The 25693-nt window shown below is 70.8% G+C and carries 25 protein-coding genes and 1 pseudogene; 13 read left to right on the top strand and 13 right to left on the bottom strand.

What is annotated here, in order from left to right:
- Nucleotides 1–418 (bottom strand): annotated as a pseudogene (locus tag FB384_RS25060) (ABC transporter permease); the annotation flags it as partial.
- An 80-nt stretch (nucleotides 419–498) separates the two neighbouring features.
- Between FB384_RS25060 and FB384_RS25055 the strand changes: the two are divergent.
- The gene (locus FB384_RS25055; protein WP_183787312.1) at nucleotides 499–1074 is read left to right on the top strand and encodes a dihydrofolate reductase family protein; all 576 of its coding nucleotides are present in this window, start codon (nucleotides 499–501) and stop codon (nucleotides 1072–1074) included.
- Between the two features lie 61 nt (nucleotides 1075–1135).
- Here the strand turns inward: FB384_RS25055 and FB384_RS25050 are convergent, their stop codons facing one another.
- Entirely contained in the window at nucleotides 1136–2527 is a 1392-nt protein-coding gene (locus FB384_RS25050) for a sugar porter family MFS transporter (RefSeq protein WP_183787311.1), read from the bottom strand.
- Between the two features lie 328 nt (nucleotides 2528–2855).
- Here FB384_RS25050 and FB384_RS25045 point away from each other — a divergent pair, with 328 nt between their 5' ends.
- Nucleotides 2856–3839 (top strand): LacI family DNA-binding transcriptional regulator, encoded by a 984-nt coding sequence (locus FB384_RS25045; protein WP_183787310.1) that lies wholly within the window; start codon nucleotides 2856–2858, stop codon nucleotides 3837–3839.
- Nucleotides 3840–3863: 24 nt separating this feature from the next.
- Here FB384_RS25045 and FB384_RS25040 read toward each other — a convergent pair whose 3' ends face one another.
- A complete protein-coding gene (locus tag FB384_RS25040; RefSeq protein WP_228726679.1) occupies nucleotides 3864–5105 on the bottom strand; it encodes an HAD-IA family hydrolase in 1242 nt (413 codons plus the stop codon).
- 87 nt (nucleotides 5106–5192) lie between these two features.
- On the opposite strand from FB384_RS25040, the gene FB384_RS25035 reads away from it, so the two are divergent.
- Nucleotides 5193–6536 carry an FGGY-family carbohydrate kinase gene (locus tag FB384_RS25035; RefSeq protein WP_183787309.1) on the top strand — a complete coding sequence of 448 codons (1344 nt, stop codon included), beginning with the start codon at nucleotides 5193–5195 and terminating at the stop codon, nucleotides 6534–6536.
- 59 nt (nucleotides 6537–6595) lie between these two features.
- Nucleotides 6596–7480 carry a tagatose-bisphosphate aldolase gene (locus FB384_RS25030; protein WP_183787308.1) on the top strand — a complete coding sequence of 295 codons (885 nt, stop codon included), beginning with the start codon at nucleotides 6596–6598 and terminating at the stop codon, nucleotides 7478–7480.
- 58 nt (nucleotides 7481–7538) lie between these two features.
- Here FB384_RS25030 and FB384_RS25025 read toward each other — a convergent pair whose 3' ends face one another.
- Nucleotides 7539–8960 (bottom strand): KamA family radical SAM protein, encoded by a 1422-nt coding sequence (locus FB384_RS25025; protein ID WP_323985429.1) that lies wholly within the window; start codon nucleotides 8958–8960, stop codon nucleotides 7539–7541.
- A gap of 98 nt (nucleotides 8961–9058) precedes the next feature.
- On the opposite strand from FB384_RS25025, the gene FB384_RS25020 reads away from it, so the two are divergent.
- From FB384_RS25020 to FB384_RS25000, 5 genes are all read left to right on the top strand, one after another.
- Entirely contained in the window at nucleotides 9059–10696 is a 1638-nt protein-coding gene (locus tag FB384_RS25020; RefSeq protein WP_323985428.1) for an amidohydrolase, read from the top strand.
- A 61-nt stretch (nucleotides 10697–10757) separates the two neighbouring features.
- On the top strand, nucleotides 10758–12332 hold the full coding sequence (lnt, locus tag FB384_RS25015) for an apolipoprotein N-acyltransferase (RefSeq protein WP_183787317.1): 1575 nt from the start codon (nucleotides 10758–10760) through the stop codon (nucleotides 12330–12332).
- 137 nt (nucleotides 12333–12469) lie between these two features.
- Complete coding sequence (locus FB384_RS25010) at nucleotides 12470–13234, top strand: polyprenol monophosphomannose synthase (RefSeq protein WP_183787307.1); 765 nt, start codon at nucleotides 12470–12472, stop codon at nucleotides 13232–13234.
- A gap of 2 nt (nucleotides 13235–13236) precedes the next feature.
- Entirely contained in the window at nucleotides 13237–14199 is a 963-nt protein-coding gene (locus FB384_RS25005) for a threonine/serine dehydratase (RefSeq protein ID WP_183787306.1), read from the top strand.
- A gap of 198 nt (nucleotides 14200–14397) precedes the next feature.
- Nucleotides 14398–14787 carry a hypothetical protein gene (locus FB384_RS25000; RefSeq protein WP_183787305.1) on the top strand — a complete coding sequence of 130 codons (390 nt, stop codon included), beginning with the start codon at nucleotides 14398–14400 and terminating at the stop codon, nucleotides 14785–14787.
- A 31-nt stretch (nucleotides 14788–14818) separates the two neighbouring features.
- On the opposite strand, the gene FB384_RS24995 is transcribed toward FB384_RS25000, so the two are convergent.
- Complete coding sequence (locus tag FB384_RS24995) at nucleotides 14819–15724, bottom strand: helix-turn-helix transcriptional regulator (RefSeq protein WP_183787304.1); 906 nt, start codon at nucleotides 15722–15724, stop codon at nucleotides 14819–14821.
- A 100-nt stretch (nucleotides 15725–15824) separates the two neighbouring features.
- On the opposite strand from FB384_RS24995, the gene FB384_RS24990 reads away from it, so the two are divergent.
- Nucleotides 15825–17264 carry an MFS transporter gene (locus tag FB384_RS24990; protein WP_183787303.1) on the top strand — a complete coding sequence of 480 codons (1440 nt, stop codon included), beginning with the start codon at nucleotides 15825–15827 and terminating at the stop codon, nucleotides 17262–17264.
- A gap of 136 nt (nucleotides 17265–17400) precedes the next feature.
- Here FB384_RS24990 and FB384_RS24985 read toward each other — a convergent pair whose 3' ends face one another.
- The 4 genes from FB384_RS24985 to FB384_RS24970 form a co-directional block, all read right to left on the bottom strand.
- Nucleotides 17401–17754, bottom strand: a complete 354-nt coding sequence (locus tag FB384_RS24985) for a VOC family protein (protein WP_183787302.1) — start codon at nucleotides 17752–17754, stop codon at nucleotides 17401–17403.
- A 249-nt stretch (nucleotides 17755–18003) separates the two neighbouring features.
- Complete coding sequence (locus tag FB384_RS24980) at nucleotides 18004–18345, bottom strand: RNA polymerase-binding protein RbpA (RefSeq protein ID WP_183652060.1); 342 nt, start codon at nucleotides 18343–18345, stop codon at nucleotides 18004–18006.
- 258 nt (nucleotides 18346–18603) lie between these two features.
- The gene (locus FB384_RS26580) at nucleotides 18604–19509 is read right to left on the bottom strand and encodes a thymidine kinase (protein WP_258935762.1); all 906 of its coding nucleotides are present in this window, start codon (nucleotides 19507–19509) and stop codon (nucleotides 18604–18606) included.
- Between the two features lie 27 nt (nucleotides 19510–19536).
- Nucleotides 19537–20961 carry an MFS transporter gene (locus FB384_RS24970; RefSeq protein ID WP_183787301.1) on the bottom strand — a complete coding sequence of 475 codons (1425 nt, stop codon included), beginning with the start codon at nucleotides 20959–20961 and terminating at the stop codon, nucleotides 19537–19539.
- Between the two features lie 238 nt (nucleotides 20962–21199).
- Between FB384_RS24970 and FB384_RS24965 the strand changes: the two genes are divergently transcribed.
- The gene (locus FB384_RS24965; protein WP_183787300.1) at nucleotides 21200–21880 is read left to right on the top strand and encodes a transglycosylase family protein; all 681 of its coding nucleotides are present in this window, start codon (nucleotides 21200–21202) and stop codon (nucleotides 21878–21880) included.
- A gap of 22 nt (nucleotides 21881–21902) precedes the next feature.
- Here the strand turns inward: FB384_RS24965 and FB384_RS24960 are convergent, their stop codons facing one another.
- Nucleotides 21903–22751: a glycerophosphodiester phosphodiesterase gene (locus FB384_RS24960; protein ID WP_258935760.1), complete on the bottom strand. Its 849-nt coding sequence runs from the start codon at nucleotides 22749–22751 to the stop codon at nucleotides 21903–21905.
- A 67-nt stretch (nucleotides 22752–22818) separates the two neighbouring features.
- Between FB384_RS24960 and FB384_RS24955 the strand changes: the two genes are divergently transcribed.
- Nucleotides 22819–23184 carry a hypothetical protein gene (locus FB384_RS24955; protein ID WP_372497669.1) on the top strand — a complete coding sequence of 122 codons (366 nt, stop codon included), beginning with the start codon at nucleotides 22819–22821 and terminating at the stop codon, nucleotides 23182–23184.
- 237 nt (nucleotides 23185–23421) lie between these two features.
- Here the strand turns inward: FB384_RS24955 and FB384_RS24950 are convergent, their stop codons facing one another.
- The 3 genes from FB384_RS24950 to FB384_RS27570 all read right to left on the bottom strand — a co-directional run bounded on the left by FB384_RS24950 (nucleotide 23422) and on the right by FB384_RS27570 (nucleotide 24817).
- Nucleotides 23422–24033: an MSMEG_1061 family FMN-dependent PPOX-type flavoprotein gene (locus FB384_RS24950; RefSeq protein WP_183787316.1), complete on the bottom strand. Its 612-nt coding sequence runs from the start codon at nucleotides 24031–24033 to the stop codon at nucleotides 23422–23424.
- A 294-nt stretch (nucleotides 24034–24327) separates the two neighbouring features.
- A complete protein-coding gene (locus tag FB384_RS26575; RefSeq protein ID WP_221213645.1) occupies nucleotides 24328–24636 on the bottom strand; it encodes a DUF3626 domain-containing protein in 309 nt (102 codons plus the stop codon).
- Nucleotides 24637–24718: 82 nt separating this feature from the next.
- The gene (locus FB384_RS27570) at nucleotides 24719–24817 is read right to left on the bottom strand and encodes a DUF3626 domain-containing protein (RefSeq protein ID WP_372497697.1); all 99 of its coding nucleotides are present in this window, start codon (nucleotides 24815–24817) and stop codon (nucleotides 24719–24721) included.
- Nucleotides 24818–25161: 344 nt separating this feature from the next.
- Here FB384_RS27570 and FB384_RS24940 point away from each other — a divergent pair, with 344 nt between their 5' ends.
- The gene (locus FB384_RS24940) at nucleotides 25162–25590 is read left to right on the top strand and encodes a PGPGW domain-containing protein (RefSeq protein WP_183787297.1); all 429 of its coding nucleotides are present in this window, start codon (nucleotides 25162–25164) and stop codon (nucleotides 25588–25590) included.
- Nucleotides 25591–25693 lie beyond the last annotated feature (103 nt).

The following is a 25693-nucleotide window of genomic DNA, read 5'->3' as shown; positions in this document are numbered from 1 at the left end:
GGAGCAGTTCGAGATCGTCCACGCCCCCGTCGCGGTAGGCGAGTCGGTAGTCGAACGTCTCGCCGTCGAACTCGGCGGCACCCACCGGCGTGTACATGCCGACCATCGGCCGGCCGAAGCCGTGCTCGCCGGCGCGGGCGCGGACGGTGTCGGACACCAGCTGCGCGTCGGACCGCGAGAGCGAGCGGGCGTTGAAGAACGGGCCGTACTGGTCCTCGCACACGCTCTCGGCACGGCCCGCGATCGCCGCGCCCGCGGAGGCCGAGGTGTGCAGCGGGGTGGCCGTGGCGAGGAAACAGGTGAGCAGGGCGGTGGCCGCGGTGACGAGCGCGACCAGCGGGCTCGACAGGGCGGCCTTCGGCGCGGTCCGCCACGCCAGGGGCATGCGGAGCAGTCCTGGCCGCCGTCGTCGCCGCATGAGCGGGAACTGTAGTGCGTTCGGGCTCGGGTTACGGGAGAATTCCCAGGATCGTCCCCGGGGAGCGAAATGAGCGCGTGATGCCGGATCTGATGGTCGACTTCATTATCTCGCTCGACGGCTATGGCGCCGCCGAGGGCTGGCCGGGGTTCTGGGGCATGGAATCACCGGAGTATCTCGCCTGGCTCGACGAGGACGGAACAGCCGACTGCACCCTGCTCATGGGTGCGACGACGTACCGGCTGATGTCCGGGTTCGCGGCCGACGCGCGCGGCGACCCCGGTATGGCGCAGCTGACCGCGACTCCGAAAGTGGTGTTCTCCTCGACGCTGCAGGCTCCGCTGTCGTGGGACAACACCGAGCTCGTCGCCGACGAGGCCGTGGACACGGTGCGCGAGCGGAAGGACGGCGACGGCAGGTCCCTGCGCACGCTCGGCAGCATCAGCCTGTGCCGATCGCTGTTGCGGGCCGGGGTGGTGGACCGGTTCCGGCTCGTCGTGTTCCCCGTCATCACGGGTGCGAGCGGCCGGGACCGGATCTTCGACGGGTACCCCGATGTCACGCTCGAACTGATCGCGCAGCGCACCTTCGAGGGCGGACTCCAGCTGCTCGAATACGTCCCCACCGTGCTCGACGGACCGCCCGGCACCGGGTGAAGCCCGTGGCCCACCGGTGCGCGTGGCCGAGCGGGGCTCGACCACGCGCACCGCTCGCGGGTCAGCTCGCGACCGAGGTGCGTGCTGCGGGGCCGCCGTTGAGCTGGGCGTCGACCTCCTCGAGCGTGCGCCCGCGGGTCTCGGGCAACCGCCGGTGGAGGAACAGCAGACCGAGTCCGCCGAGGACCGCGTAGAGCCAGAACAGCCCACTGGGCGACAGCGCGTTGATGGTCGTCAGCACGGTGACCGAGATCAGGAGGTTCAGGATCCAGTGCGTGGCCAGGCCCGCGCTTCCGGCCTTGCCGCGCACCTCTGTCGGGAACACCTCGCTGTTGACCAGCCACATCGCCAGGCCGAGGCTCGCCGAGAAGGACGCCTGGTAGATCATGAGGAACGTCAGCAGCACGCCCGCCCACACGCCGCTGAGGTCGGTGAAGGCGTACACGGCGCCGATCACGACCAGTGACAGCACCACGAGCGCGGTGCCGCCGAGCACCAGCGGGCGCCTGCCGATCCGGTCGACGAGCAGCAGCCCGACGAGGGTGAAGCCGACGTTGGCAATGCCGAGGCCGACCGAGGACAGGATCGCCGCGGAGTCACCGAAGCCCGAGCCGGTGAGCAGGGTCGGGGTGTAGTAGGTGACGGCGTTGACGCCGACCAGCTGGTTCGTCGCGGCGACGCCGACGCCGAGAATGATGCCGGGCCGGAACCGGGACGAGAGCAGGTCCCGGAAGGTGTGACGGTTCTCGGCGTGCATCGCAGAGGTGATCTCGGCGACCTCGTCGTCGACGGCGTCCGCGGAACGAGTGCGCCGCAGCAGTGCGCGCGCCTCCTGCTCCCGGCCTTGCGACAGCAGCCAGCGCGGACTCTCCGGCAGCATCGGCAACGCCGCCAGCATGATCACGGCCGGCACGGCCGCGACGGCGAGCATCCAGCGCCACGCCTGCGCATCGGACAGCACGTACCCGGTGATGTACGAGATCAGGATTCCGGACGAGATCATCAACTGATTCACCGACACCAGCCGGCCGCGCAGATGGGCAGGCGCGATCTCGGCGATGTAGGCGGGAACCGCGACCGAGGCCGCACCGATCGCCAGGCCCAGCACGATGCGTGCCAGCAGGAGGATCGTCGTCGACGCCGCCACTCCGGAGGCGATTGCACCGGCGAGGAACAGCACAGCGACCGCGAGCAATGTCCGGCGCCTGCCGAGCCGGTCCATGATCGCACCGCCCGCCGCGACGCCGATGATTGCGCCGACGAGAAGTGACGCGACGACGAATTCCTTGGCCTGGTCGCTGAGGCCGAACTCCGGCCCGATGTACAGCAGTGCCGCGGAGATGATGCCGGTGTCGTAACCGAACAGTAGGCCACCGAATGCCGCGATCACCGTGGCGCCCATGCCCGCGCCCTTGCGCGGACGGGCGCTGCCGACGACAGCGTTGTCGTTCATCTGTCGACTCCCGTTGTCTCGTTCCCGCATCGCGATGATCCGCGACGGCTCAGGGCCGGGTGGGTTCCCACCCGGAGGCATACGGCTGCGTGACGGCGGCCGCACCGGGACAGTAGACGGCGTCATGTCACCGATGTCAAGCTCGGATACGTCACCGGTGTCATGGTGGGACGACGCGTGGCGCGTTGCCGCCCGTCAGTTCCTCGGATCCCGACCGGCACCGACGCCGGGCTCCGAGGTTCCGAGCACCGGTGCCCGGAATCGATACACTGCGCTCGAAGCCGATGCGTCCAGCGCGTCCCCTCGTCGAAAGGTCCGCCCGAATCTCATGACCACGATGCGAGATGTCGCCGCGCTCGCCGGAGTGAGCGCGAAGACCGTGTCGCGTGTGTTCAACAACGACGAGCACGTGTTACCGGAGACCAGGACACGGGTCGAGCTCGCCATGCGGGAGCTGAGCTACGTCCCGAATGCGGTGGCCACCACGTTCCGCAACGGCAGGGCTCCCGTCGTCGGTGTCGTCGTGCCCGACCTGCTCGACCCGTTCTTCGCCGCCGTGGCCGAAGCGGTGAACCACGTGGCCGTGGAACACGGAATGTCCACGATGGTCACCACGATCGGCGAGGATGCCGAGCAGGAGGGCACACTCGTCGGGCGGCTGCTGTCGCAGTCACTCAGCGGCCTGGTGATCGCACCGGTCGCGACGGACAACTCGTACCTGACGCGGTGGTCGGACCGGCTTCCCATCGTGTTCGTGGACCGCGCTCCCGGTGGCGTTGCCGCCGACGCCTTTCTGGAGGACGACGAAGGCGGCGCGCGGATGGGCGTGACCCATCTGTTGGAACGCGGCCACGAGCGGATCGCGTTCGTGGCCGACATCTCCGATGTGCCGACCGGCAGGAGCAGGCTGCGCGGCTATCGCGCGGCGCTGGCCGAACACGGCATCGAGCGCGACGAATCCTGCGAGGTTTTCGGCGTCGTCGACAGGGAGAGTGCGGCTACGGCCGTCTCGAGGCTGACCGCGCTGCCGGAGCCGCCGACCGCGATCTTCTCGTCGAACGCCCGCAGCAGCATGGCGCTGGTGCCCCAACTCCGGGACGGCCGCTTCGCGGTGGTCGGATTCGGCGACTTCCCGATGGCGGACATGGTCACGCCTGCGATGACGGTGATCGACCAGGATCCCGCGCTACTCGGCGACCACGCGGCCCGGCGTGTGTTCGACCGGCTGGACAATCCGAAACGGCGCTACCGGAGGAGAACGGTGCTGCCGGTGCGCCTCATCGAACGCGAATCCTGCGCCGTGCGCCGGTGACCGGGCCGCGGCCGGTGCGGTGCCTCAGCCCGGGCCCGAGTTGGCGCCCGGCGTCGGTGTCAGGCCGACGCCCGCCTCGTCGGCAGAGACTGTGAGCCGGTCCAGGCCGTCCACGAGCACGTCCGCCGTAGTCAGCTCGCCGGGAGCGACCGTGCCGAGCATCCCGATCACCGCGCATCCGGCTGCGCGGGCGGCGGCGACCCCGGCCGGTGCGTCCTCGACGACCAGGCATCGTTCCGGCGCGACACCCAGCCGCTGCGCCGCGAGGCGATAGGGCTCGGGGTCGGGCTTGCCGGCGTGCACGTCGTCGGCCGTGACCAGCACCGGAGGTGGGGTGATCCCGGCGGCGGCCAGTCGCGCGCGGGCGATCGCGGGCGTACCGGAGGTCACCAGCCCGTACCGCGTCGCTGGGAGCGCATCGAGGAGGGCGTGGGCTCCCGGCACCTCGGTGACCGTGGGCGCGTCGTCGACCTCGAGTCGTTCGATGTGCCGCATCCCCTCGGCCACGCGCGCTGCGGGCAGGAACTGGGAGAGGAGAGCACGGGCCGGGCGGCCGTGGTTCTGCTCGACCGTGGCCGGCGGGATGTCGAGGTCGCCGGCGAGTCGTTCCCAAGACCGCAGTACCGACGCGGTCGAATCCACCAGTACACCGTCCACATCGAACAGCACTGCGTCGAAAGGTCGGTCGAACACCGGGGCGTCGGGGTTGATCGGAACGCGGTGGCCCAGCGCGCGTCGCACCCGGAAACACTGCTGCTGCGGCGTCAGCTCCGCGTCGACACCGGTGTGCGGGACGGCGGGCGCAGCGGAGGGCGAGTCGGCCGGCCGGTGCGAGTCGCGGGCTGCGCCGCGGCCGGCCCGTCGGCGCGCGAACAGCTCGGGAGCTCCGCGCAGGTGCACCATCTGCAGCTCGGCGGGAGCGAGCGCCTCGGTGAGCTCCCGCCAGGCGCGCCCGCCTGCGAGCTCGGCGGTGAACGGCGCGACGAGCACCGCGGTGCCCGCGGTCGCCACGACGTCGGTGGCGGTGGCGCGCAGCGCCGCGTAGCGGGCGTCGCGGATCGTGTCGCGGTGCGGAGGGGCGAGCCAGTGCTCGGCGAAGACCGGCCCGTGCATCCGGTCGAGCAGCGGCGTCGTGAGCGAATCCAGGTCCAGCAACGGCGCTCCGAGCGCGGCGGCGAGATGCCGGCCGAGGGTCGTCTTCCCGCTCCCGGCCGGTCCCGATACGCCGACCGCGAGCGGCCGGGCGGTTTGACAATGCGACGCCATGCTCCTGATGATAGCCGCGTACGTCACCGGTGTCATGGACAGTCATGTCACCGGAGTCATAAGCGGACTTCGGGAAGGGGTGGGTCGATGAGCGGCGGCCTCGTGGCGGGGATCGACCTCGGGAGCACCACCGTCAAGATGCTGGTGGTCGGCGAGGACGGAACGGAGCTGGCGCTCGAGCAGATACCGACGCCGTGGCGGCACGGACCGGACGGCACGACCGACCTGCCCGCCGACCGGCTGCACGCCGCGCTGCACCGGCTCGTCGACGGTGCGGTCGAGCGGCTGGCCGCGGTCACGGAACGGCGGATCGACGCCGTCGCGGTGTCCGGTATGGGGGAGAGCGGCGTGCTGCTCGACCGCACCGGCCGTGCCGTCGCGCCGGCATTCGCGTGGTTCGACCCGCGCGGCGGCGAGCAGATCGCGGCGTTCCCCGCGGAGATCCGCACCGAGTTCGCCGGACGGACGGGCTTGCCGTTGGGGGCGCAGACGTCGGCGGCGAAGCTGGCGTACCTGCGTGACGGTGGACAGCGGCTGGCCGGGCTCCGGTGGCTCAACCTGCCCGAGTTCGCCGCGACCGTGCTGGGTGGCCGTCCGTCGCTGGAGGCGTCACTCGCCTCGCGCACCGGACTGCTCGACCAGGACACCGGCGAGCCGTGGCCCGCGATGCTCGCCGAGCTGGGCGCGGATGACAGCCTACTGGCGCCGATCGAGCCCGCGGGCACCGACCTCGGGGCGGTGTCGGGCGACTTCCCGGCGACCGTGGCAGGCGCCCGGATCGCCGTCGCGGGCCACGACCACCTGGTCGCCGCCGAGGCCGACGGCCCGATCCGACCCGGCAACTACCACGTGTCGATGGGCACGGCGGAGGTACTGCTGCGGGTGATCGACGAACCGCTCGGCTACGAGGCTCGCACCCGGCTCGCCGGACGGTTGATCAACGAGGTGCGTCATGTCGCGGACGGCAAGCACGTGCTCGTCGCCGGCGTGAAGACCGGTTTGTTGCTGCGACGCGCGATGCAGACGTTCGGCATCACCGACCGCGCCGGGCGCGACCGGCTCGACGAGGCCGTGATGGCGCTGCCTTATGAGGGCGAGCTGCCCGCGGGCGGGCTGGAGGTCTCGGGTGCGCGCAACGACGACGGCGACCTCGCGGTGACCGTACGGACCGACGGTGCCGGACCGGCCGAGGTGTTCGGCGCCGTGCTGCGCCACAGCAATGACGAGATCCGGACGCTCGTCGCCGCGCTCGACCGGGAAGTGCCGCCTGCGACGTCGGCGACGCTCACCGGCGGTTGGGCGGGCATGCGCAGCGTGCAGCGCGCCCGCGCGGAGGTGCTGCCGCAGTTGGCCGTGTCCGGCAGGGCACAGGAAACCGCGTTCGGTGCAGCGCGTGTCGCCGCCGGTCTGTTGCCCGCCCCGGCCCACTGAGGCCCGTGCCGGGAGACCGCACACCAACCCGAGACCGCACCAGAACACAGGAGGAAAGAATGAACACCCTGACCACGTCCGAACGCCGCGGTCTCGCCGCGATCTCCACCCCGGCAGGGCGGATGCTGATCGTCGCCGCCGACCAGCGCAACGGCATGAAGAAGGCCATGGACGATGCACCCGAAGGGCCGTCCGGGATCAGCACGGACGAGTTGGCCGCGGCGAAGAGCGACCTCGTGGCGCATCTGGCCAATCAGGCGCCCGCGATCCTGCTGGACGCCGAGGTCGCACTGCCGAAGGTCGTCGACGACGGCACGTTGGCACGGGACACGGGCCTGGTCGTGGGGATGGACGCGTCGGGCTACGAGACGGTCGACGGGTTGCGCTACACGCGGTACGTGCCGGGCGTGACCGCGCGCACCGTGCGGGACCTCGGTGGTGACGTGGCGAAGATGCTGTTCTACACCCGCCCCGACCGGCAGGGCCCGGACTCGGCCGTGGCCGATCAGATCCGCGAGCTGGTGCGTTCCTGTGCCGAGGAGGGCGTGCTGCTGATCGTCGAGCTGCTGACCTACCGCCTGGACGGCGAGTCCGAAGAGGACTACGCCGCCGCGTTCCCGAAGCTCGTGGCCGATGGGGCCCGGCTGGCCGTCGAGTGCGGTGCCAAGGTGCTCAAGCTGCAGTACCCCGGATCGGCCGAGGCATGCGCCGCGGTGACCGAGGCGGCCGCGGGCGTGCCGTGGGCCGTGCTCTCTGCGGGGGTGGATCACGAGACGTTCATCGGCCAGGTGAAGGTCGCGGTCGACGGCGGCGCGAGCGGTGCGATGGCGGGCCGTTCGCTGTGGAAGGACAGCCTGTCGATCTCCGGCGACGTGCGCAGGGAGCGGTTGACCGCCCGCGCGCTGCCGCGCCTGCGGGAACTGGAAGCCGTCGTCGACGGGTGACCGGCGGGGCCGGGGCGGCGACGCGGGTCGCGCGGCCGGCCCCGGCCCGGCGAGCGGCTCAGCCGTGCTCGGCCCACCAGGCCCGGCCCGCCTCGGGCAGGGTCGAGATCGGGTCGTAGTACGGATAGCGCCGTTCCAGCGCCTCGGGGTCGTCGAGTTCGATGCCGGTGCGGTAGTTCTTCGTCCAGTACGAGATACCGCGTTCGCGGTCGTACTCGGCGAGCTGGTGCACCCAGCGCTTCCCGACGTAGGGCACGTCGCACACGATGCGCGGCGTGGCGTACCCGGGCAGATAGCCCATGATCGCGTGCTGCAGGTGCTGCGCCTCGGCGACCGAGAGCCGCCAGTGCTCGGCGTTGGGGATCATGTCGCACATGTAGAAGTAGTACGGCAGGATGTTCGCCTCGCCCTGCAGCGCGAAGCACAGGTCGAGCAGCGATGCGGGCGTGTCGTTCACCCCGCGCATGAGCACGCCCTGGTTGCGCACGTCCCGCACACCCACTTCGAGGGCCGTCCTGGCGGCCTCGGCGACGAGCGGGGTCACCGACTGCGCGTGGTTGACGTGCGTGTGGATCGCCAGGTTGACCCCGCGCCGTCGTGCCGTGCCCGCGACGCGTTCGAGTCCTTCGACGACCTTGGGCTGCAGCCAGTGCTGCGGCAGGCCCGCGAGCGCCTTGGTGGCGAGCCGGATGTCGCGCACCGTCTCGATGTCCAGCAGCCGCATGAGGAACGCCTCGAGCTGGTGCCACGGCACGTTCGCCACGTCGCCGCCGGAGACCACGACGTCGCGCACGCCCGGGGTGCGGTTGAGGTAGTCGACGATCTGGTCCTGCCGGTCGACCGGTTTGAGCTCGAGCTTGTGCTTGTCGATCTGCTCGGTCGAGTTGCCGACGAGGTCCATGCGGGTGCAGTGGCCGCAGTACTGCGGGCAGGTCGACAGCAGTTCGGCGAGCACCTTGGTGGGGTAGCGGTGGGTCAGCCCCTCGACGACCCACATCTCCGCCTCGTGCAGCGAGTCGCGCTCCGAGTGCGGATGGCTCGGCCACTCGGGGTCGCGGTCACTGCGCACCGGCAGCATGTAGCGCCGGATCGGATCGGCGTACAGCGCATCGGTGAACCGGCGTGGGTCGGTGTCCGCGTGCGGCGCCATCGTGTTGAGCATCTGCGGCGGGAGCAGCATCGACATGGTCGCCATGTCCCGCTGGTCGGCGGCCAGGTCGTCGAAGAACCGGTCCTCGACCAGATCCCCCAGCACGGAGCGGAGCTGCTTGAGGTTGCGGACGCAGTGGACCCGCTGCCACTGGGCGTCGCGCCATTGGGCCTCGGTCACGTCACGCCAGCCGAGGAACCGGCGCCAGTCCGGTTCGACCAGCTCGGCGCGCCGGTACTCGTATGGCTGTTCGACACCGTGCTGCCCTGCCTGGTCGGCGGCGGGCGCGGACGGGTGTGTGCCGGTAGCAGGCTCCTGGGTCGCAGTCACATCTGCTCCTCAAATCGCGGATACGTTGAAAATATCCTGTCATATCGATCATTAGATGCAAACATTCTCGTCAGCTTCGTCGTGGCACACTGCCGGACGTGACGAGTTCTTCCGCTGGATCCGCAGGTCCCCACAGCACGACTGCCCGCACCACACTGCTGCTCGGCGGGCACGTCCACACGCCGGCCTCCAGTGGTGCCACGGCGATGGCCGTCACCGACGGCACCGTCGTGTGGGTCGGGCAGGACGGGCCGGGACGGGCACTGCACCCGGACGCCGAGGTGATCGACCTCGACGGTGCGTTCGTCACCCCCGGATTCGTCGACGCGCACGTGCACGCCACCAACGCAGGCCTGCACCTGGCCGGCATCGACCTGGCCCGCGTGAGCGACGCGGGCCAGCTGCTCGCCGCGGTCCGGAGCGCCGCCAGGCCAGGCGAGGTGCTGATCGCGCACGGTTGGGACGAGACGCGGTGGACCGAGCCGCGGTTGCCGAGCCGGACCGAGCTCGACGAGGCGGCGGGCGGCGCGCCCGTGTATCTGAGCCGCGTGGACGTGCACTCCGCGCTCGTGTCGAGCGCGCTCGTCGACCTCGCCCCGGGAATCCGGCAGCTGTCCGGCTGGTCCGACGACGGGCCGGTGACCAGGGAGGCGCACAGCGCCGCGATCACCGCGTCCCGCAGCGCGCTCACCCCGGAGCACCGACATCGGGTACAGGAGACCTTCCTGCGGGAGGCCGCCGCCCGCGGAATCGTTGCGGTGCACGAGAACGCCGCCCCCGGCATCTCGAGCGAGGAGGACCTGCGCGGACTGCTCGAGCTGGCCGACGACCCCGGGCTGCCCGAGGTCGTCGGCTATTGGGGCGCAAGCGGACAGGACGCCGTCGACACGGCCCGCAGGCTCGGCGCCCGCGGCCTGGCGGGCGACCTGCTCGTCGACGGCTCGCTCGGCTCCCGCACCGCGGCGCTGCACGCGCCGTACGCCGACGCCGACACCACCGGAAACCGCTACCTCGAGGCCCACGAGATCGCCGACCACATCGCACTGTGCACCGACGCGGGCCTGCAGGCCGGATTCCACGTCATCGGCGACGCCGGCGTCAGCGAGGTGGTCGAGGGCTTCCGGCTGGCGGAGAAACAGGTCGGCCGGCGAGCACTCGCGGGTGCGGGGCACCGGCTCGAGCACGTCGAGATGATCGATGCCGACCAGGCCGACGTGCTCGCCGGCTACAACGTGGCCGCGTCGATGCAGCCGCTGTTCGACGGGAACTGGGGCGGCCGCGAGGGCATGTACGCGACCCGGCTGGGCGCCGACCGTGCCGCCGGGCTGAACCCGTTCGCGACGCTGGCCGCCGCCGGCGTGCCGCTCGCGTTCGGGTCGGACGTGCCTGTCACCCCGCTCGCGCCGTGGGAAAGCGTGCGGGCCGCCGTGCACCATCGCACCCCGGGCTCCGGCATCTCGCCCCGCGCCGCCTTCAACGCCCACACCCGCGGTGGGCACCGCGCCGCGGGTGTGGCCGACGGCATCACCGGTTCGCTCGTGCCGGGCGCGCCCGCCCACTACGCGGTCTGGGAGCCGGTGGAGCTGGTCGTCGCCGCACCGGACAGCCGGGTGCAGCGGTGGTCGACCGACCCACGCGCCCAGGTCCCCGGGCTGCCGCCGCTCGACCCCGAGACGCCGCTGCCCGGGTGCCTGCGCACCGTCCGCGCCGGTGAGGTCATCCACTCCCGTGACTGAGCCGAAGCAGCAGACGGCCACCTCGGCCGCCCACCCGGTCGCCGGGGACACACCGCCCGGCGTGGGCGATGGGGCTCCGAACGGGACCGGAACCCGGTGGGAACGGCTACGGCCCGTGCTGGGCAGGCTCGCGCTCGCCGCAGCCTCCGGGGTGGTGTTGTTCCTGGCGTTCGCACCGCGCCCGCTGTGGTGGCTGGCTCCCTTCGCGTTCGCCGGTTTCGGGCTCGCACTGCACGGCAGGCGGCTGTGGGGCGCGGCGGGCTACGGCCTCGTGTTCGGCCTCACGTTCAACCTGCTGCACCTGCTGTGGATCGAGGACTTCCTCGGCGCGGAGTTCGGACCCGGCCCGTGGCTGGCGCTGTCGGGGGTCATGGCGCTCTACGTCGCGGTCGCCGCCGCGTTCATGCCGCTGGCAGGCCGGCTGCCCGCGGCGCCGGTGTGGCTGGCGGTCGTGTTCCTGCTGCAGGAGTACGCCCGCTCCCGCTGGCCCGCCAACGGCTTCCCGTGGGGCAGGGTCGGGTTCAGCCAGCCCGAGGGCGCCTACACCCCGCTCGCGGCAATCGGCGGCGCACCGTTGGTCGGCTTCGCAGTCCTGACATCCGGTTTCGGCCTCGCATGGCTGATCGTGCGCCTCCGCCGCGACGGCGCCACGCCGTGGACCGGTCTCGCACCCGCCGCGGCCTGCGCCCTCGTGCCGCCGCTGGCCGGCCTGGCGCTCTGGCCCGCTGTCGGCACCGGAGCGGAGGCCGGCAGCCGCACCGTGGCCGTCGTGCAGGGCAACGCACCGAACGCCGGCATCGGCCTGTTGGGCGAGCGCGAGACCATCCGCGCAGGTGCGCTGGCCGAGAGCGACCGGCTCGCCACCGGGATCGACCGCGGCGAGGTGCCCCGGCCGGACCTCGTCGTGTGGCCGGAGACCACCGTCGACGTCGTCGGCGGCAGGGACGCCGACGTCACCGCCGCGGTGGACGAACTCGGCGTGCCGACGCTCGTCGGATCGTTGTACCGCACCGACGACGGCAAGACCGACAACGCCGTCGTCGCCTGGCGACCCGGCGAGGGCCCGGGGGAGCGGTACACCAAACAGGAGCTCGTGCCGTTCTCGGAGTACGTGCCGATGCGGCAGATCGCCGCCTGGTTCACCCCGTTCGTCGGCAACACGCGGGACATGCGCTGGGGCGGCGAGCCCGGTGTGTTCGACATCGCGGGCACACGCGTCGGTACCGCGATCTGCTACGAGGCCGCCTACGACTATCCGTCGCGCGACGCGGCCGACGCCGGTGCCCGCATGATCGTGCTGCCCACGAACAACGCGTGGTTCGGCGACGGTGAGATGACCTACCAGCAGCTCGCGATGGCCAGGCTGCGCGCGGTCGAGCATGGCCGCGCCGTCGTCGTCGCCGCGACCAGTGGCGTGAGCGCCGTCGTCCGGCCGGACGGTACCGTCGCGCAGCAGACGGAGATGTACACGGCCGATTCGCTGGTCGCCGACGTGCCGCTGCGGGAAACGACTACGCTGGCGGACCGGTTCGGACCGTGGACCGAACGCGTGATGCTCGGCGCGGGTGTCTGCGCGGTGCTGGCGGGACTCGTCCTGCGGCGCCGTGCGGTGCAGACCACCGGCCGTGTCGGCTGACGCCGGCCGTCCGGGCACACGTCACGGAGGCAGAACCGGGTGAGAGCCCGGCGCGGCCACGATGCGGTGGCCGGTGAACCACGGCGCACCGGATGCCGGTGACGCCGCAACCGACACAGGGGAGACAGGGGAGCGACATGGCGGAGGGCGCGCACGCCGGCGAGATCGATCCTGTGCTGGTGATCGTCCCGACCTACAACGAGCGGGAGAACCTCACGCCACTCCTGCAACGTCTCCACGACGCGCTGCCCGAGGTGCACGCGCTCGTCGTCGACGACGGCAGCCCGGACGGCACCGGCGAGCTCGCCGACAAGTTCGCCGCCTCCGACGACCGCGTCCACGTGCTGCACCGCACGGAGAAGTCCGGGCTCGGAGCCGCCTACATCGCCGGTTTCCACTGGGGACTCGACCACGGCTACCGCACACTCGTCGAAATGGACGCAGACGGCTCCCACGCCCCGGAGGACCTGCCGCGGCTGCTCGCCGCACTCGACGAGTCCGACCTGGTCATCGGTTCGCGTTACGTGCCGGGCGGAGCGTTGGTCAACTGGCCGAAGCACCGCGAGGCGCTCTCGCGCGGCGCCAACCTCTATTCGCGGATAGCGCTCGGCGTGCCGGTCAACGACATGACAGCCGGGTTCCGCGCCTACCGCGCGCCGGTGCTGGCCGCACTGCCGCTCGGCGAGGTCGTCTCCGCTGGCTACTGCTTCCAGATCGACCTGACGCTGCGCACGGCCGAGGCCGGGTTCGACATCGTCGAGGTGCCGATCACGTTCACCGAGCGGGAGATCGGCACGTCGAAGATGAACGGCTCGATCGTCGGTGAGGCCATGCTGCGCGTCGCCCAGTGGGGCCTGCGACGGAGGCTGGGCCAGTTGCGCCGGCTGGTGACCCGGCGCTGACCATGCTCACCCCAGCCGACGTGGCCGCCGCCCGTGACCGGATCCGCGGCCACATCCGCACCACGCCGCTGCTGCAGGCCGACACCGCCTCGCTGCACCGGGACTCCCCGCCGCACGCCGACGCGGCGGCCACCGTGTGGCTCAAACTCGAACAGCTGCAGCACACCGGGTCGTTCAAGGCCCGGGGCGCGTACAACCGCATCCTCGCGGCGGCCGCCGACGGGCAACTGACCGAGGCCGGTGTCGTGGCGGCCTCGGGTGGCAACGCGGGCCTGGCCGTCGCACACGCCGCCGCCCGGCAGGGCGTGCCCGCACGCGTGTACGTGCCCGAAACGGCACCGGCGGTGAAACAGGCCAAGCTCGCGGACCTCGGCGCCACCGTCGTGGCCATCGGGACCAAGTACGCCGACGCCTACGACGCCGCGACGGCCGACGTCGCCGAGACGGGCGCGCTGTTCTGCCACGCCTACGACCAGCCAGAGATCTGCGCCGGACAGGGCACACTGGGTGCGGAACTGCTGGAGCAGACCGGTGGCGTCGACACGATCCTCGTCGCGGTCGGCGGCGGCGGGCTGCTGGCCGGCATCGCCGCGGCGACCGAGGGGCGGGCCCACGTCGTCGGTGTCGAACCCCAGACGATCCCCACGCTGCACACGGCGCTCGCCGAGGGCACCCCGGTGGACGTCGACGTCTCGGGCGTCGCGGCCGACTCGCTCGGCGCCACCCGCCTCGGCGAGATCGCCCACGGCGTCGCCACCCGCACCGGCGTGTCCTCGGTGCTGGTCGACGACGCCGACATCGTCGCGGCACGGACGCTGCTGTGGCGCGAGTACCGCATCGCCGTCGAGCACGGAACCGCGGCGGCACCGGCGGCCCTGCTGGCGGGCGCCTACCGGCCTGTCGCAGGCGAGCGCGTCGCCGTCGTGCTGTGCGGCGCCAACACCGACCTGTCGGATCTCGTCTGACAGTTCCGCGGCGCAGTCCCCGGCGGTCCCAGGGAACGCCGGGGATGCGGTGCAAGACCCGTCGCCCGGAGACCGTCGCTCGGAGGCCTCCGGCGTGATCGGCCCGCGTCGTCCTCGGCAGGTCGACCATTCCGGACATCGGCCGGCGCCGAGCGAGCTACGATCACGCGAGGCGGCGCAGGCGGGAGGGCACGGACGATGACGATCCTGGCGCTCGGGCTGGCGCTCGCCGTGCTGGCCGGACTCACGGTGATGCAGCTCCTGCTCATCGGCGGCCGACCGGTCGGGGAGTACGCGTGGGGAGGCCAGCACCGAGTGGCGACACCCCGCCTGCGGCAGGCGGCCGTGGTCGCCGTCGTGTTGTACGCCGGGTTCGCTCTCTTGCTGCTGAGCCGAGCCGGCGTCCTGCACGGTGGCGACACCACGGCGATCGCGGCGGCCACCTGGGTGCTGTTCGCCTACTGCGCGAGCAGCATCGCGCTGAACGCGATCTCGCGCAGCCGGCGCGAACGCATCGTCCAGACGCCCGTCAGCATGCTGCTCGCCCTCGGCGTGCTGGTCATCGCGATCAACGGTCCCGGCGCCTGACACCGCAGCCCGCGCCGCACGACGCCGGTGTTCACCCCGCGACGATGCCGCGGTCGTCGTCGGCCGTGACCGCAGTCAGATGCCGCCGGGCCTGCTGCCCGGTCTCGATCCGCCCGGTCTCGATGAGGTTCTGCAGCGTCTCGAGCCGTGCCTGAGTGGTGTTGTCGGCAGGTTGGAACACCCGGAGGGTCAGGCGCGTGTTCTCGGCGACCGTGAACCCGAGAGTGTGGAGCATCAGGGTGCCGACGTAGGGATTTCTGATCTGCGGCTGGCAGCGGGATTCGACGCCCACGGCACCGGAGTCCCAGAGGTCGACGAACCGGGGGACGGTGCGCAGCCGCTCCAGCAGCGGCGGCCAGGCAGGGTCCGTGAGAGTGGTGCCGTAGACCCCGCGCATTCTCGCCACGAGTGCGGTCGCGTAGTCGTCGACGTTGACGAACGCGGCCCTCCATTGTGGATCGGCGAGAGTCAGCAGGACGTTGTTGCGGTCCTCCGGGGCGTAGGACTCGATGTCGTGCACCAGGTAGCGGTAGGACTGGTTGTACGCGCGCAGGAAGTACTGCGAGTCGGTCACCATGGCGGGAAAGGGCGACAGCTGGTCGAGCGTGGTGCGGAGCCGGTCCGAGATCGCCGATTCGCCCGCGTGGTCGGCCGCGGCGGTGTAGCCCGCCAGCCGGAACAGATGGGCACGTTCGGCGTGGCTCAGCAGCAGCGCGTCGGCGATCGATTCGAGCACGGTGATCGACGGCTGCACGCGGCGGCCCTGTTCCAGCCACGTGTACCAGGTGGTTCCGACGTTCGCGAGCACCGCCACTTCCTCCCTGCGCAGCCCGGGAACCCGCCGCCGGGTGCCTGGCGGCAATCCGACCTCGGCCGGTGTGACACATGCGCGCCGGCTCTTGAGGAACACGCCGAGCTCCTCGCTACTCGTGGCCATGCCCCGATTATGCGTCCCGGCATGTCACCGAGGGTGGTGCTCGCGCCACCAGCATGCCGACACACTGGGCGCGCGAGGTGCCCGCCCGCACGCTCGAGGCATGACAACCACCGATGCACCTCCGGCCGACCCCGAGGTCGGCATCGCGGCCCTGTGGCCGCTCTACCTCGGCTCGTTCTTCTCCACATCACTGATGGCGCTGTCCAACACGGTCGCTCCGGCTACGCAGGCCGCGCTCGGCGCCACGGATTCCGAACTCGCCCTGGCGACCGCCGCGCTGGGCGCGGCCTTCGCGTCCGGCCTGGTTTTCGCCGGCCGACTCGGCGACCGCATCGGGCGCAGGCTCCTGTTCCGCAGCGGCATCGCGTCGATCGCGGTCGCCTGCGTGCTCGTGGCCTTCGCACCGAGCGTGCCGGTCCTCGTGGCTGCCCGGTTCGTTCTGGGTGCCGCTGCGGCGGTCACGCTGCCGCAGGTGCTGGCGACGATCCAGCACACCTTCGACGGAGCCGCCCGGGCGCGCGCGATCGGGTGGTACGGCGCGTCCTCCGGCTTCGGCACCATCGGCGGACTGGCCACGGGTGGCGTGCTGGTCGACGCGCTGGGCACGGCCGGTGGGTGGCGGGCGTCGTTCCTGGCCTTCGCCGTGTTCGCCGGCCTCGGCTGGTTCGGGTCGCGCCGGGTGCCGGAGACCCGGAGCAATGCACCCGGCACCCTCGACCACACCGGCACGGTCCTACTGGCCGTCGGACTGTTCACGCTGATCGTGGGCCTGTCACTGGGTCCGGGCCGGGACTGGTCCGGGGACGTGCTCGCCGTGCTGGGCCTGGCCGTGGTCGCGTTCACCGCGCTCGGCGTCCACCAGTGGCGGCTCGAACGGCGGGGCGGCGAGCCGGTCCTTCCCCCGTCGGTGCTGGGCATGCCTGCCATGCGGATCGGTCTCGCGATGGTGGTGATCTTCTTCGTGGGTTTCGGGGCGTTCATGTTCGACTTCGCGCTCATCACCCAGCGAGGCCACGGCCTGTCCGTGCTGGAATCGGGTGCTGCGCTGCTGTTGTGCTGCGTCGCCTTCGTCGTCGGCATGCGGCTCACGCCGCGGGTGGTCGGCCGGTTCGGCGGTCCGCGTGTCCTGGCCGCGGCGGCGTTGGCCCAGGCCGTGCTGCTCGCGGTCATGGCCACGATCTCGTTCGTCGGCCCCGCCGGGCGCTGGTCGTGGGAGTTGTGGTTCCAAGTGCCGGGAACCGTCTACGGCGTGGTGCTGGCGTTGGAGTTCGGACCGTTGCTCGGTGTCGTGATGGACGCGGTGCCGAAGGAGATCGCCGGTCTCACTGGCGGACTGTTCTCGACGATGCAACAGGCGAGCGTAGCGATCGGTGTGGCCACTCTGGGCGGGCTGCTGACCACGATCGCGGCGACCTCGGGGTTCGACACCGCGTTCGGCGTGGTCGCTGTGATCAACATCGCCGGTGCACTCGGGTTCGGTGCGGCGGCCGTCGTGCTCGGCCGGCGGAGCCGCGCGCAGGGGGCCGCGCAGGGGGCATAGTGCGGCCGGAGCCGGCGATGCACCGGCCGCGACCACTCCGGACCCTGCGTCGCTGACGCTCGGCCCGCACCGTCACGACGAGGAGGATCTCAGTCCGCATGGCCGGTCCCGGGAAGTTCGGCCTCGATGTGGGCGATCAGCTCAGATGGGCGACCACGTTCACGACCGTGCCGCCGGGATCCTCCACGAAGAAGCGGCGCACACCCCACGGCTCGTCGGTCAGCGGATAGACGACACGCAGACCTCGCCGCATCACCTCGGCGTGCGCCGCGTCGACGGCCGCAGGCTCGCCCACGTCGATCCCGAAGTGCGGCGAAGGGTTCTCCATCCCTCGTGGAGGGATCAGGACCTGGTCGGAGGGATCGGCAGGCGACGCCAAGCCCAGGACCGGCTCTTCCATGACGACCTCGAACCCGAACACCGCGACGTAGAACTCCCGGGACGCCGGAAGATCGTCACCGTCTGCGTAGGGAATGACTCTCTTGATCATGCACGCACGATCGCATGCCGCCGTGCGGTTGGCTTGGAGAAATCGGAGGCGCTGCTCGCGGCCGCGGTGACGGCTCGGGCCGGTGCGACGAGCTCGGGTCGGGCGGTGGCAGGGGAGCGAACGGACCCGGACAGACGTTGGCGCCCGCACCTCAAATGAGATGCGGGCGCCAACGATGTGGTGGGAGCGGAATCTCCGGCCGACGACCCGGACGAGCCTCGCCTCGGCGGGGCCGTCAGCGACGCCGCGTCACGCGCGGCCCCGGCGGGCCTTCAGCTCCTCGAGGCGCTCGTTGAGCAGTTCCTCGAGTTCCGGCACCGACCGGCGTTCCAGGAGCATGTCCCAGTGCGTACGCGGAGGCTTGACCTCCTTCTGCTCCGTCTGACCGCCCTCGATGATGTCCGACTCACTGCCGTGCAGTCGGCATTCCCACGTCGCGGGGATCTCGGCGTCGTCGGAGAACGGAACCTCGAACTCGTGGCCCTTGGGGCACGCGTAGCGCACGCTACGCCGCGGAGCGAGGTCGTGATTGCGGTCGGTCTCGTAGCTAACCGCTCCCAACCTGCTGCCACGGAGAACACGGTCGGCCATGATGAGTCCTTTCAGTCGGCTCCTGGCGGAGCCCGGGTCATGCTCACCGAGTGCAACGAACGCCGCCGCCGGGTTCATTCCCCGTACGCCGGATCGTAACCCACGGCACTCGGTACACCCGCCGCGACGAATCGCGCCGGGACAACGGTCTTCTCCCGAAAGGGAGACGGCAGCCGCGCTCGTATGACGCTCCGATGGCGCGCTTCTCGGACACACCCCCGCACGGGGGACCCCGCGGGTGCGGGGCCGAGCCGATCGTCAGGTCAGCCGCAGCTGACCGTGGCCGGAACCGGCAGGTCCGAGATCTCCGAGGCGGTAATGCCGCCGACACAGTACTTGGTAACGCACCGTAGTGCTGTCGGTCTGCGAGGGTGGTGTCGTCCGATTCACCTCCGCGATGGACACCTCGCCGTCGTCGTCCGAGGTGTGGGCCACCGCGGGTGACACGGTCAGGGGAGCGCCCGGCGGGTTCGGCGTGGCGCCGTCCGCGCCGGGGGCGTGCGTGTCGCCGGCGGTCTCGTGCAGCGGCTGCGCGTCCTCGGTCACGTCTGCCGTGTCGGCGACGACCACCGTGTCACCGGTGCGCTGCACTTCGTCGCCGTACACCCGCGCGTTGAACCGGCCGGGCAGTCCACACCAGCACAGCACCTCCACCTGCACCGGCTGCAGCTCGTCCGCGAGTTCGAACAGCCGCCGCGCGCCGGGGAACAGCCTGCTGCGGAAGTCGGTCGCGATGCCGAAGCAGTACACGTCGATCGTGGCCTCGTCGGCGAGCTCGCCAAGTTGTTCGACCTGGGCAGGGGAGAGGAACTGCGCCTCGTCGACGATCAGGTAGTCGACGTGCGTGCCCTGTTCCCACGCCTGCCGCACCACGCTGCGCAGATCCGTGCCCACGTCCAGTTCGAGTGCCTCCCGCGTGATCCCGATCCGGCTCGTGATCTGGCCGGGCCCGGAGCGGTCGTTGCTCACCAGCAGCAGTCCCTGTCTGCCCTGCCGCGCCAGATTGTGATCGATCTGCAGCGCGAGGGTCGATTTCCCGCAGTCCATCGGACCGTACGAGAACTTGATCTTCCCGACGTTCGGCACCTCGCGGCGCGAACCCCAGGCGGGGACCGGGGAAAGAGCGTCGGTCGGGTCTGCTCCGGGGCTCTCGAGCGCTGTCACGCCGGAGAACCCTAGCGGCCGGCGACGCTACAGCACCTTAGGCTCCTCGTTGCCGGCCGCCGCGATGGCCCTTCTCACAGGCACCAGCGCCACGAGGACGAAGCCGGCCACGAAGAAGATCACCAGGGCGATGATCGCGTACCGGAACGACCCCGTCGCCTGGCCCACGCCCGCGAACACGAGCGGCCCCAGCCACGACGTGCCACGCTCACCGACCTCGTAGAGCGAATAGAACTGCGCTTCCTTGCCCGCCGGGATGAGCTGGCTGTACAGCGATCGCGACAGCGCGTTCGTGCCGCCGAGAACCAGGCCGATCCCGACGGCCAGCGCGTAGAACTGCATCGCCTGGCCCTCCTCGACGAAGTAGGCGAACACCAGCACCAGCACCCACACGGCCAGGCTCGCCAGGATCACCTTCTTCGCTCCGAATCTGCGAGCCGCGAAGCCGTGCAACATACCGCCGATGTAGGCCACGAACTGGATGACCAGCACCGTCGCGATCAGCACCTGGTCGCTGAACCCGAGCTCCTCCGTGCCGTACTGCGCAGACACGCTGACCACGGTGTTGATGCCGTCGGTGTAGACGAGATATGCGCCGAGGAAGCCGAGCGTCAGCGGGAGGGCCTTCGCCGCCTTGAACGTGTCCTTCAGCTCCACGAATCCGGCCGTGAGCACGCGGAGGCCCTTCTCGCCGCCGTGCGGGCTCTGGTGTTCCTGCAGCCTGCGCAGCGGGATCAGCGTGAACAGGGCCCACCACAGTCCCGAGGAGAGATAGCAGATCCGCACCGCGGTCGACTCGCTCACGCCGACCATGTCGCGACTGAGATAGAAGGCCAACTGCAACGCGAGTGCGACACCGCCGCCGAGGTAGCCGAACGCCCAGCCCTTGGCCGAGACGTCGTCGCGCTCATCGGGTGTCGCGATCCCGGGCAGGAAGGCGTAGTAGGTCACGATCGAGGCGCCGTAGCCGATGTTGGCCACGACGTAGAGGACCGCTCCCAGCTCCCATCGCCCGTCGTCGACGAAGAACAGCAACGCCGACGCCGTCGCACCGAGGAACGCGAACCCCGCGAGGATCCTCTTCTTGCGCTGGCTGCGGTCGGCGATCGCGCCGGCGATCGGCAGGATCAGGACCTGCACGATCGTCGCGACAGCCAGCAGGTAGCCCCACAACGACCCGGCGGGGAACGACAGCCCGAACGCCGAGATGTCGCAGTCGACGAGCCGGTTCTCGCCGCCGTCGGGACCGGTGCAGGCGGCCGCGCCGTTGCGTGCGACGTCGGCCCGCGCGGCGTCGGCGGCGACGGAACTCATGTACAGCGCGCCGAAGACGGTGATCACCGACGTGTAGAACGCCGAGTTCGCCCAGTCGTAGAAGTACCAGCCGCGTTGCTCCCGTTTTCGCTGTGCGGGATCGGCGGGCGGTTGCGGGCCGGGCAACGTGCTCGTCATGCGGTGTCGGTGTCCTTCGATGTGGTCGTGGTCGTTCGCGTGGGCCGGATCGGCCACGCCTGTCGCCGTCGGTGTGACGCCCGGGCCGCGGTACCGGTGCCACCGGCCCGACGTTCGGCGGTGCCGTGCATCCGGGTGATCCCGGGTGTCGTAGCAGTATCCCCCGCGTGTGGTATGTGATACTGCCGTTTCCAGTGTGACTGTTGTGGCGGTTGTCCGGTTTGCTTACCGTGCCGTTATGAACAGCCGCCGACTCCGTGGCCTGGCACGGGGATCCACCAGACTGCTCCTCGTCGCCCTGGCCGCGCTCGGCGCGCAGTTCGCGCTCGCGGTACCCACGTCAGCCGATCCCGACCGCGCCGACTGGGCCAAACTGCGTATGTGCGAGTCGACCGAGCGGTACCACGTCAACACGGGAACCGGATACTACGGCGCCTACCAGTTCGATCTGCCGACCTGGCGGAGTGTCGGCGGCACCGGTAGACCCGATCGGGCGACGCCGGCCGAACAGGATTACCGCGCGCTGTACCTGTACCGCATGCGTGGCTGGCAGCCGTGGGAGTGCGCGGGAATGGTCGGGTTGGCTGACGACGTCGACGCACGGAGCAAGGTGGTGCCGAGTCGCGGCGAGTCCGCATACATCGGCGGCAGGCAGCCCGCGGCACCGTCGCCGAGTCGGCCGGCCATGCCGGACTGGCCGGGCGTGGTCTACGCCTACGGCGACTGCGCCCCGCAACTGCGCACGTTCCAGTTGCGCATGAACGACTTCGGCTACGACTTCGAGGGCACCGGCTGCTATTACGACGAGACGAAGGAAGCAGTCCTCGACCTGCAGCGGGCCAACGACATCCGCGATTCGGGCAGGCTCGGCCCCAAGACCTGGAAGGCCGCGTGGGAGGGAACCGCGCCGCCGCGGTGAGGACGGCCGCGGCGGCGCGGTCTCAACCATCCGCGGAGTCCGCGCTCCCGGCCGGGTCGGGGGCGGCTTCCGACCGCTCCGTGGTCCATGCGCCCCGCTCCTGCAGCACCTCGCGCAGCACGTCGGGACGGTCGGTGATGATGCCGTCCACTCCCTGGTCCAGCAACGTGCGCATCTCGTCGGCGTCGTCGACGGTCCAGACGTGCACCTCCACACCGGCGCTGCGCGCCGCGCGCACGAACGCGCGGTCCACGACCGTCATGCGGCCCTGCCGTCGCGGCACCTGTGCCATCGACCCGCGGGAGAAACGGCCGAGCCGCAGGAACGGCGCCCAGCCGTTCGCCCACAGCACGGCCACCGAACGCGGGCCGCACGCGGTGAGCAGGCGCTCGCCGCCCAGCGCACGCAGCCGTGCCAGCCGGGAGTCGGCGAACGCCGCGGCCGCGACCCGGTCGAAGGTGCCGGTTCGCGTCAGCACCCGCACGAACGGCTCGACCGCGTCGTCGGCCTTTACATCGATGTTGAACCGCACATCCGGCAGTTCTTCGAGGACGTCCTCGAGCCGCGACACCGCCACACGGCCGTCGATCTTCGCGCGGCGGACCGCTTCCCACTGCTGTTCGGCGATGGGGCCGGTGCCGTCGGTAGTGCGGTCGAGCAGCGCGTCGTGATGCACCACGACGACGCCGTCGGACGTGGCGTGCACATCCGTCTCGACGTACCGGTAGCCCTCCTCGGCCGCGCGCCGGAAGGCGGGCAGCGAGTTCTCGAGTCCGTCGAGCTCGCCCACGTGCCAGCCGCGGTGAGCCAGCGCGCGGGGGAACGTGTCGTCGAGATAGGGATGCGGATGCCGATGCCAGGTATGCGCCACGCCGTCCAGTCTGCCGGACCGGCGTGGCCGCGGCATGGACTGCGCATGGCCGTCTAAGGTCGGAGTGGTGAGTGAGGCACCGTCCCGCGAGGAACTGCAAGCTCTGCGTACACCCGTGCCGCAGCACTGCGGCTGGTGCGGCCGCGCCGTCGAACAGCCCGCTGCGGCAGGGCGTCGGCGACGGTACTGCGGCCGCTCGTGCCGCCAACGTGCCTACGAACGTCGGACGGCCGTCCAGCGCACCGGACTTCCCGAGGATGCCGTGGTGCTGTCGGGCGCAGAGGTCGCGTCGCTGCAGGACCGGCTGTTCCAGCTCCGCTGCGCCGCCGAGGACGTCGCCACAGCGGCCGCGGACGGCGCTGGACCGGACGAGCTCGAGAAGCTGTCCACCGAGGTGGCTCGCATCGCCCATGACATCGAGGCGCTCCGCTGAGTCGGCGTGGTCGACGCGTGGCGGGCTGGCGCTGTGGGGTGTTTGGGCTGTGGGGTTTGGGCTGTGGGATGCGATCACGCATGCGTCGCTCACGGACGTGACGGTGCTCGGCGCGCGATGAGCAGTCGCCGTCGTCAGCGACAACCACCCGCCGCTGAAACACCCGCCACTATTTCGACACCGTGACAAAACAGCGGCGGGTGTCCGGACCTTCGATCCGAAGGGGAGAGGTGCCGATCAGCCGCGATAGAGCTTCTCGTGGTAGCGCTCGCCGTAGTGGTCGTCCAGTTCGCCGAGTGTCATGTCGGTGTTCTCGACCCGATCGGCGATCATGGCGCGCCGCGGCAGATCGTCGGGACGCCAGGATTCGGGCTGCCACAGGCCGGACCGGAGGAACGCCTTCGAACAATGGAAGAAGATCTGTTCGATGTGGACGACGACGGCCAGTACGGGCCGGTGACCTTTGACGATCATGTCGTCGAAGAACGGCGCGTCACTCACGAGTCGTGCGCGGCCGTTGATGCGCAAGGTGTCACCGCGGCCCGGGACGACGAAGTTCAGGCCGACGTGCGGGTTCGCCAGGATGTTGCGGTAGCCGTCGGCACGGCGATTTCCCGGCCGTTCCGCGATGGCGATCGTGTGGCCGTCGAGTACGTGCACGAGACGGCCCGCCGGGTCGCCTTTCGGTGAGACGTCGCAGCGGCCGTCGGAATCGGCTGTCGCCAGGAAGCAGAACGGCGACATGGCCAGCCAGTCCCGGTCGATGTCGGTGAGCTCGGTGCGTTCCTTGGTCCAGGCGCGTGGCTGGGGTTCACCGAGCAGCTCCGTGAGTGCCGCGGCGTCGGTGATCTCCGCATGTGCGAGCGTGGGAGCTGCTGTGTACGTCGCTGTGTGCGCCGTCGTGAGTGCTGCCGTGGGTGCAGTGGCGTCCTGGACGGCTGTCGTTCGGCCCGTGGCGATGTGGTCGTCGGCGTGGTCATCGGTGGTCACCGCATCGAGGCTACGGAGGCCGGCGCCGCGGGCACAGATGTCGCGGACCTGTCGGCCGCTGTGTCGGGGCCTGTCCAGCGGTTTTCGTGTGTGTCCGATGCCGCTATCCGGATCCACACCGCCGTTATACGAGTGCCGATAATGCACATTATGTTAAGTAGTGTTCTGAGGGGCGCCCCCGGCCGCTCTCCGGCCGAAGCGCGCCAGGCAGTGCCACAGCTGTTTGATCCACTGCCGTGGATGCTCCCCGCGCCGTGCGGCGTCGCCGATGACGTTCGGGGTCAGCACGGGTGCCAGTTCCCGCGCGAGTGCGACGATGTGCGCTCCGCGGTACGACTCGTCGATGTCGTCCGGTGCAGCCAGGAACCCTGGATGGAACTCGACGCGCCAGCCGGTCCGTGCGGCCGCCTCCGTCACGTCGGTGTCGGCGAAGCACGGATCGCGCCGCCGTAAGGACGGCACCACGGTTCCATGCCCCGTAGACGGGCCGCTCCGACGCCGGTCAGTGGTCGTAGTGGCGATGGAACAGCCTGCTCTCCCACTGTCACCGGTCCCCTCCCGGAAATGCGGTGAGCCCACCGTTGGAGACACCGGTCGTGAACTGTGACCGGTAGACGTTGTCCGCTGCGAGCGATTGGATGATCTTCTGCCCGCCGTGTGGTCAATCGGGGTGGAACTGCAGGGTCACGGCCTCGACGCGGGCGGCGGGCCGCATGTGGTCGTCACCGTGGGCACCCATGGCCGCATCGTAGGCATCCGCTCCCCTGTTTCCAGGATCTCAATTGAGCGGGCTGACCGAACGGTCGGTCTCGGTCCGAACCTGTGGTCGCAAGCGTGGCTGCTTCGTCCGCGTCCGTCCCCGCCTTACACTGCTCTCCCCTGTCACTTGCCGTTGTGGCGGGCCGGAGGCCGCCCGCGAGAACGGCGTATCCGATGGCAGAACCGTAGACTGACGACAACGGCCGCCGGCGCGGACGAAGGAGGCACATGGGCCACCGACACCCGGTGACGCGGGTCGTGCTCGCCGTGGTCGGCAGCGTGGTGCTGCTGATCGGACTGGCACTGCTGGTGCTGCCCGGCCCGGGACTGCTGCTGGTGCTCGCCGGGATGATCGCCCTCGCGGCGGCGTTTCCCGCGCTGCAACGCTACATCGAGCCGGTCAGAGCGCGGGCGATGCAGGCGGCCGAGAGCAGCGTGGCGACTCCGCTGCGCATTGCCGGGTCGGTGCTGGCCGGACTGGGGCTGATCGGCGCCGGGGTCGTATCGGGACTCGTGCCCCAGCTGCCGCTGGCGGGGTGGGCCACCGGCGTGAGCTTGATCATTTCCGGGATCGTGTTGCTCGGCCTGCTCTACTACAGCCACCGGCGCGTGCGGTCAGGTTCCGCATACGCCAGCGGAAGCCGCGAAACCCGCTAGGCGGCCCCGGCACTCTTGGCCGGTGGTCCCTATGAACGCCAACGGTCACGAGGGTTGACCGTACGCTCGCGGTGGTTCGTGGTTCGCGTTCGTTTCCACGCCG

Origin of the sequence: Prauserella sediminis, assembly GCF_014195435.1 — a bacterium.
Taxonomy (GTDB): domain Bacteria; phylum Actinomycetota; class Actinomycetes; order Mycobacteriales; family Pseudonocardiaceae; genus Prauserella; species Prauserella salsuginis.
This window is presented reverse-complemented; position numbering and strand designations above follow the sequence as displayed.

Bases quoted from the DNA above. Each gene is read 5' to 3' on its own strand.
- FB384_RS24985 (WP_183787302.1), bottom strand. From the start codon at position 17,754: ATGATCAAGAGAGTCATTCCCTACGCAGACGGTGACGATCTTCCGGCG.
- FB384_RS25040 (WP_228726679.1), bottom strand. From the start codon at position 5,105: ATGGCGTCGCATTGTCAAACCGCCCGGCCGCTCGCGGTCGGCGTATCG.
- FB384_RS25055 (WP_183787312.1), top strand. From the start codon at position 499: ATGCCGGATCTGATGGTCGACTTCATTATCTCGCTCGACGGCTATGGC.
- FB384_RS24980 (WP_183652060.1), bottom strand. From the start codon at position 18,345: ATGGCCGACCGTGTTCTCCGTGGCAGCAGGTTGGGAGCGGTTAGCTAC.
- FB384_RS25005 (WP_183787306.1), top strand. From the start codon at position 13,237: ATGCTCACCCCAGCCGACGTGGCCGCCGCCCGTGACCGGATCCGCGGC.
- FB384_RS24995 (WP_183787304.1), bottom strand. From the start codon at position 15,724: ATGGCCACGAGTAGCGAGGAGCTCGGCGTGTTCCTCAAGAGCCGGCGC.
- FB384_RS24990 (WP_183787303.1), top strand. From the start codon at position 15,825: ATGACAACCACCGATGCACCTCCGGCCGACCCCGAGGTCGGCATCGCG.
- FB384_RS24970 (WP_183787301.1), bottom strand. From the start codon at position 20,961: ATGACGAGCACGTTGCCCGGCCCGCAACCGCCCGCCGATCCCGCACAG.
- FB384_RS24965 (WP_183787300.1), top strand. From the start codon at position 21,200: ATGAACAGCCGCCGACTCCGTGGCCTGGCACGGGGATCCACCAGACTG.
- FB384_RS25010 (WP_183787307.1), top strand. From the start codon at position 12,470: ATGGCGGAGGGCGCGCACGCCGGCGAGATCGATCCTGTGCTGGTGATC.
- FB384_RS24940 (WP_183787297.1), top strand. From the start codon at position 25,162: ATGGGCCACCGACACCCGGTGACGCGGGTCGTGCTCGCCGTGGTCGGC.
- FB384_RS25035 (WP_183787309.1), top strand. From the start codon at position 5,193: ATGAGCGGCGGCCTCGTGGCGGGGATCGACCTCGGGAGCACCACCGTC.
- FB384_RS25045 (WP_183787310.1), top strand. From the start codon at position 2,856: ATGACCACGATGCGAGATGTCGCCGCGCTCGCCGGAGTGAGCGCGAAG.
- FB384_RS25050 (WP_183787311.1), bottom strand. From the start codon at position 2,527: ATGAACGACAACGCTGTCGTCGGCAGCGCCCGTCCGCGCAAGGGCGCG.
- FB384_RS25000 (WP_183787305.1), top strand. From the start codon at position 14,398: ATGACGATCCTGGCGCTCGGGCTGGCGCTCGCCGTGCTGGCCGGACTC.
- FB384_RS25030 (WP_183787308.1), top strand. From the start codon at position 6,596: ATGAACACCCTGACCACGTCCGAACGCCGCGGTCTCGCCGCGATCTCC.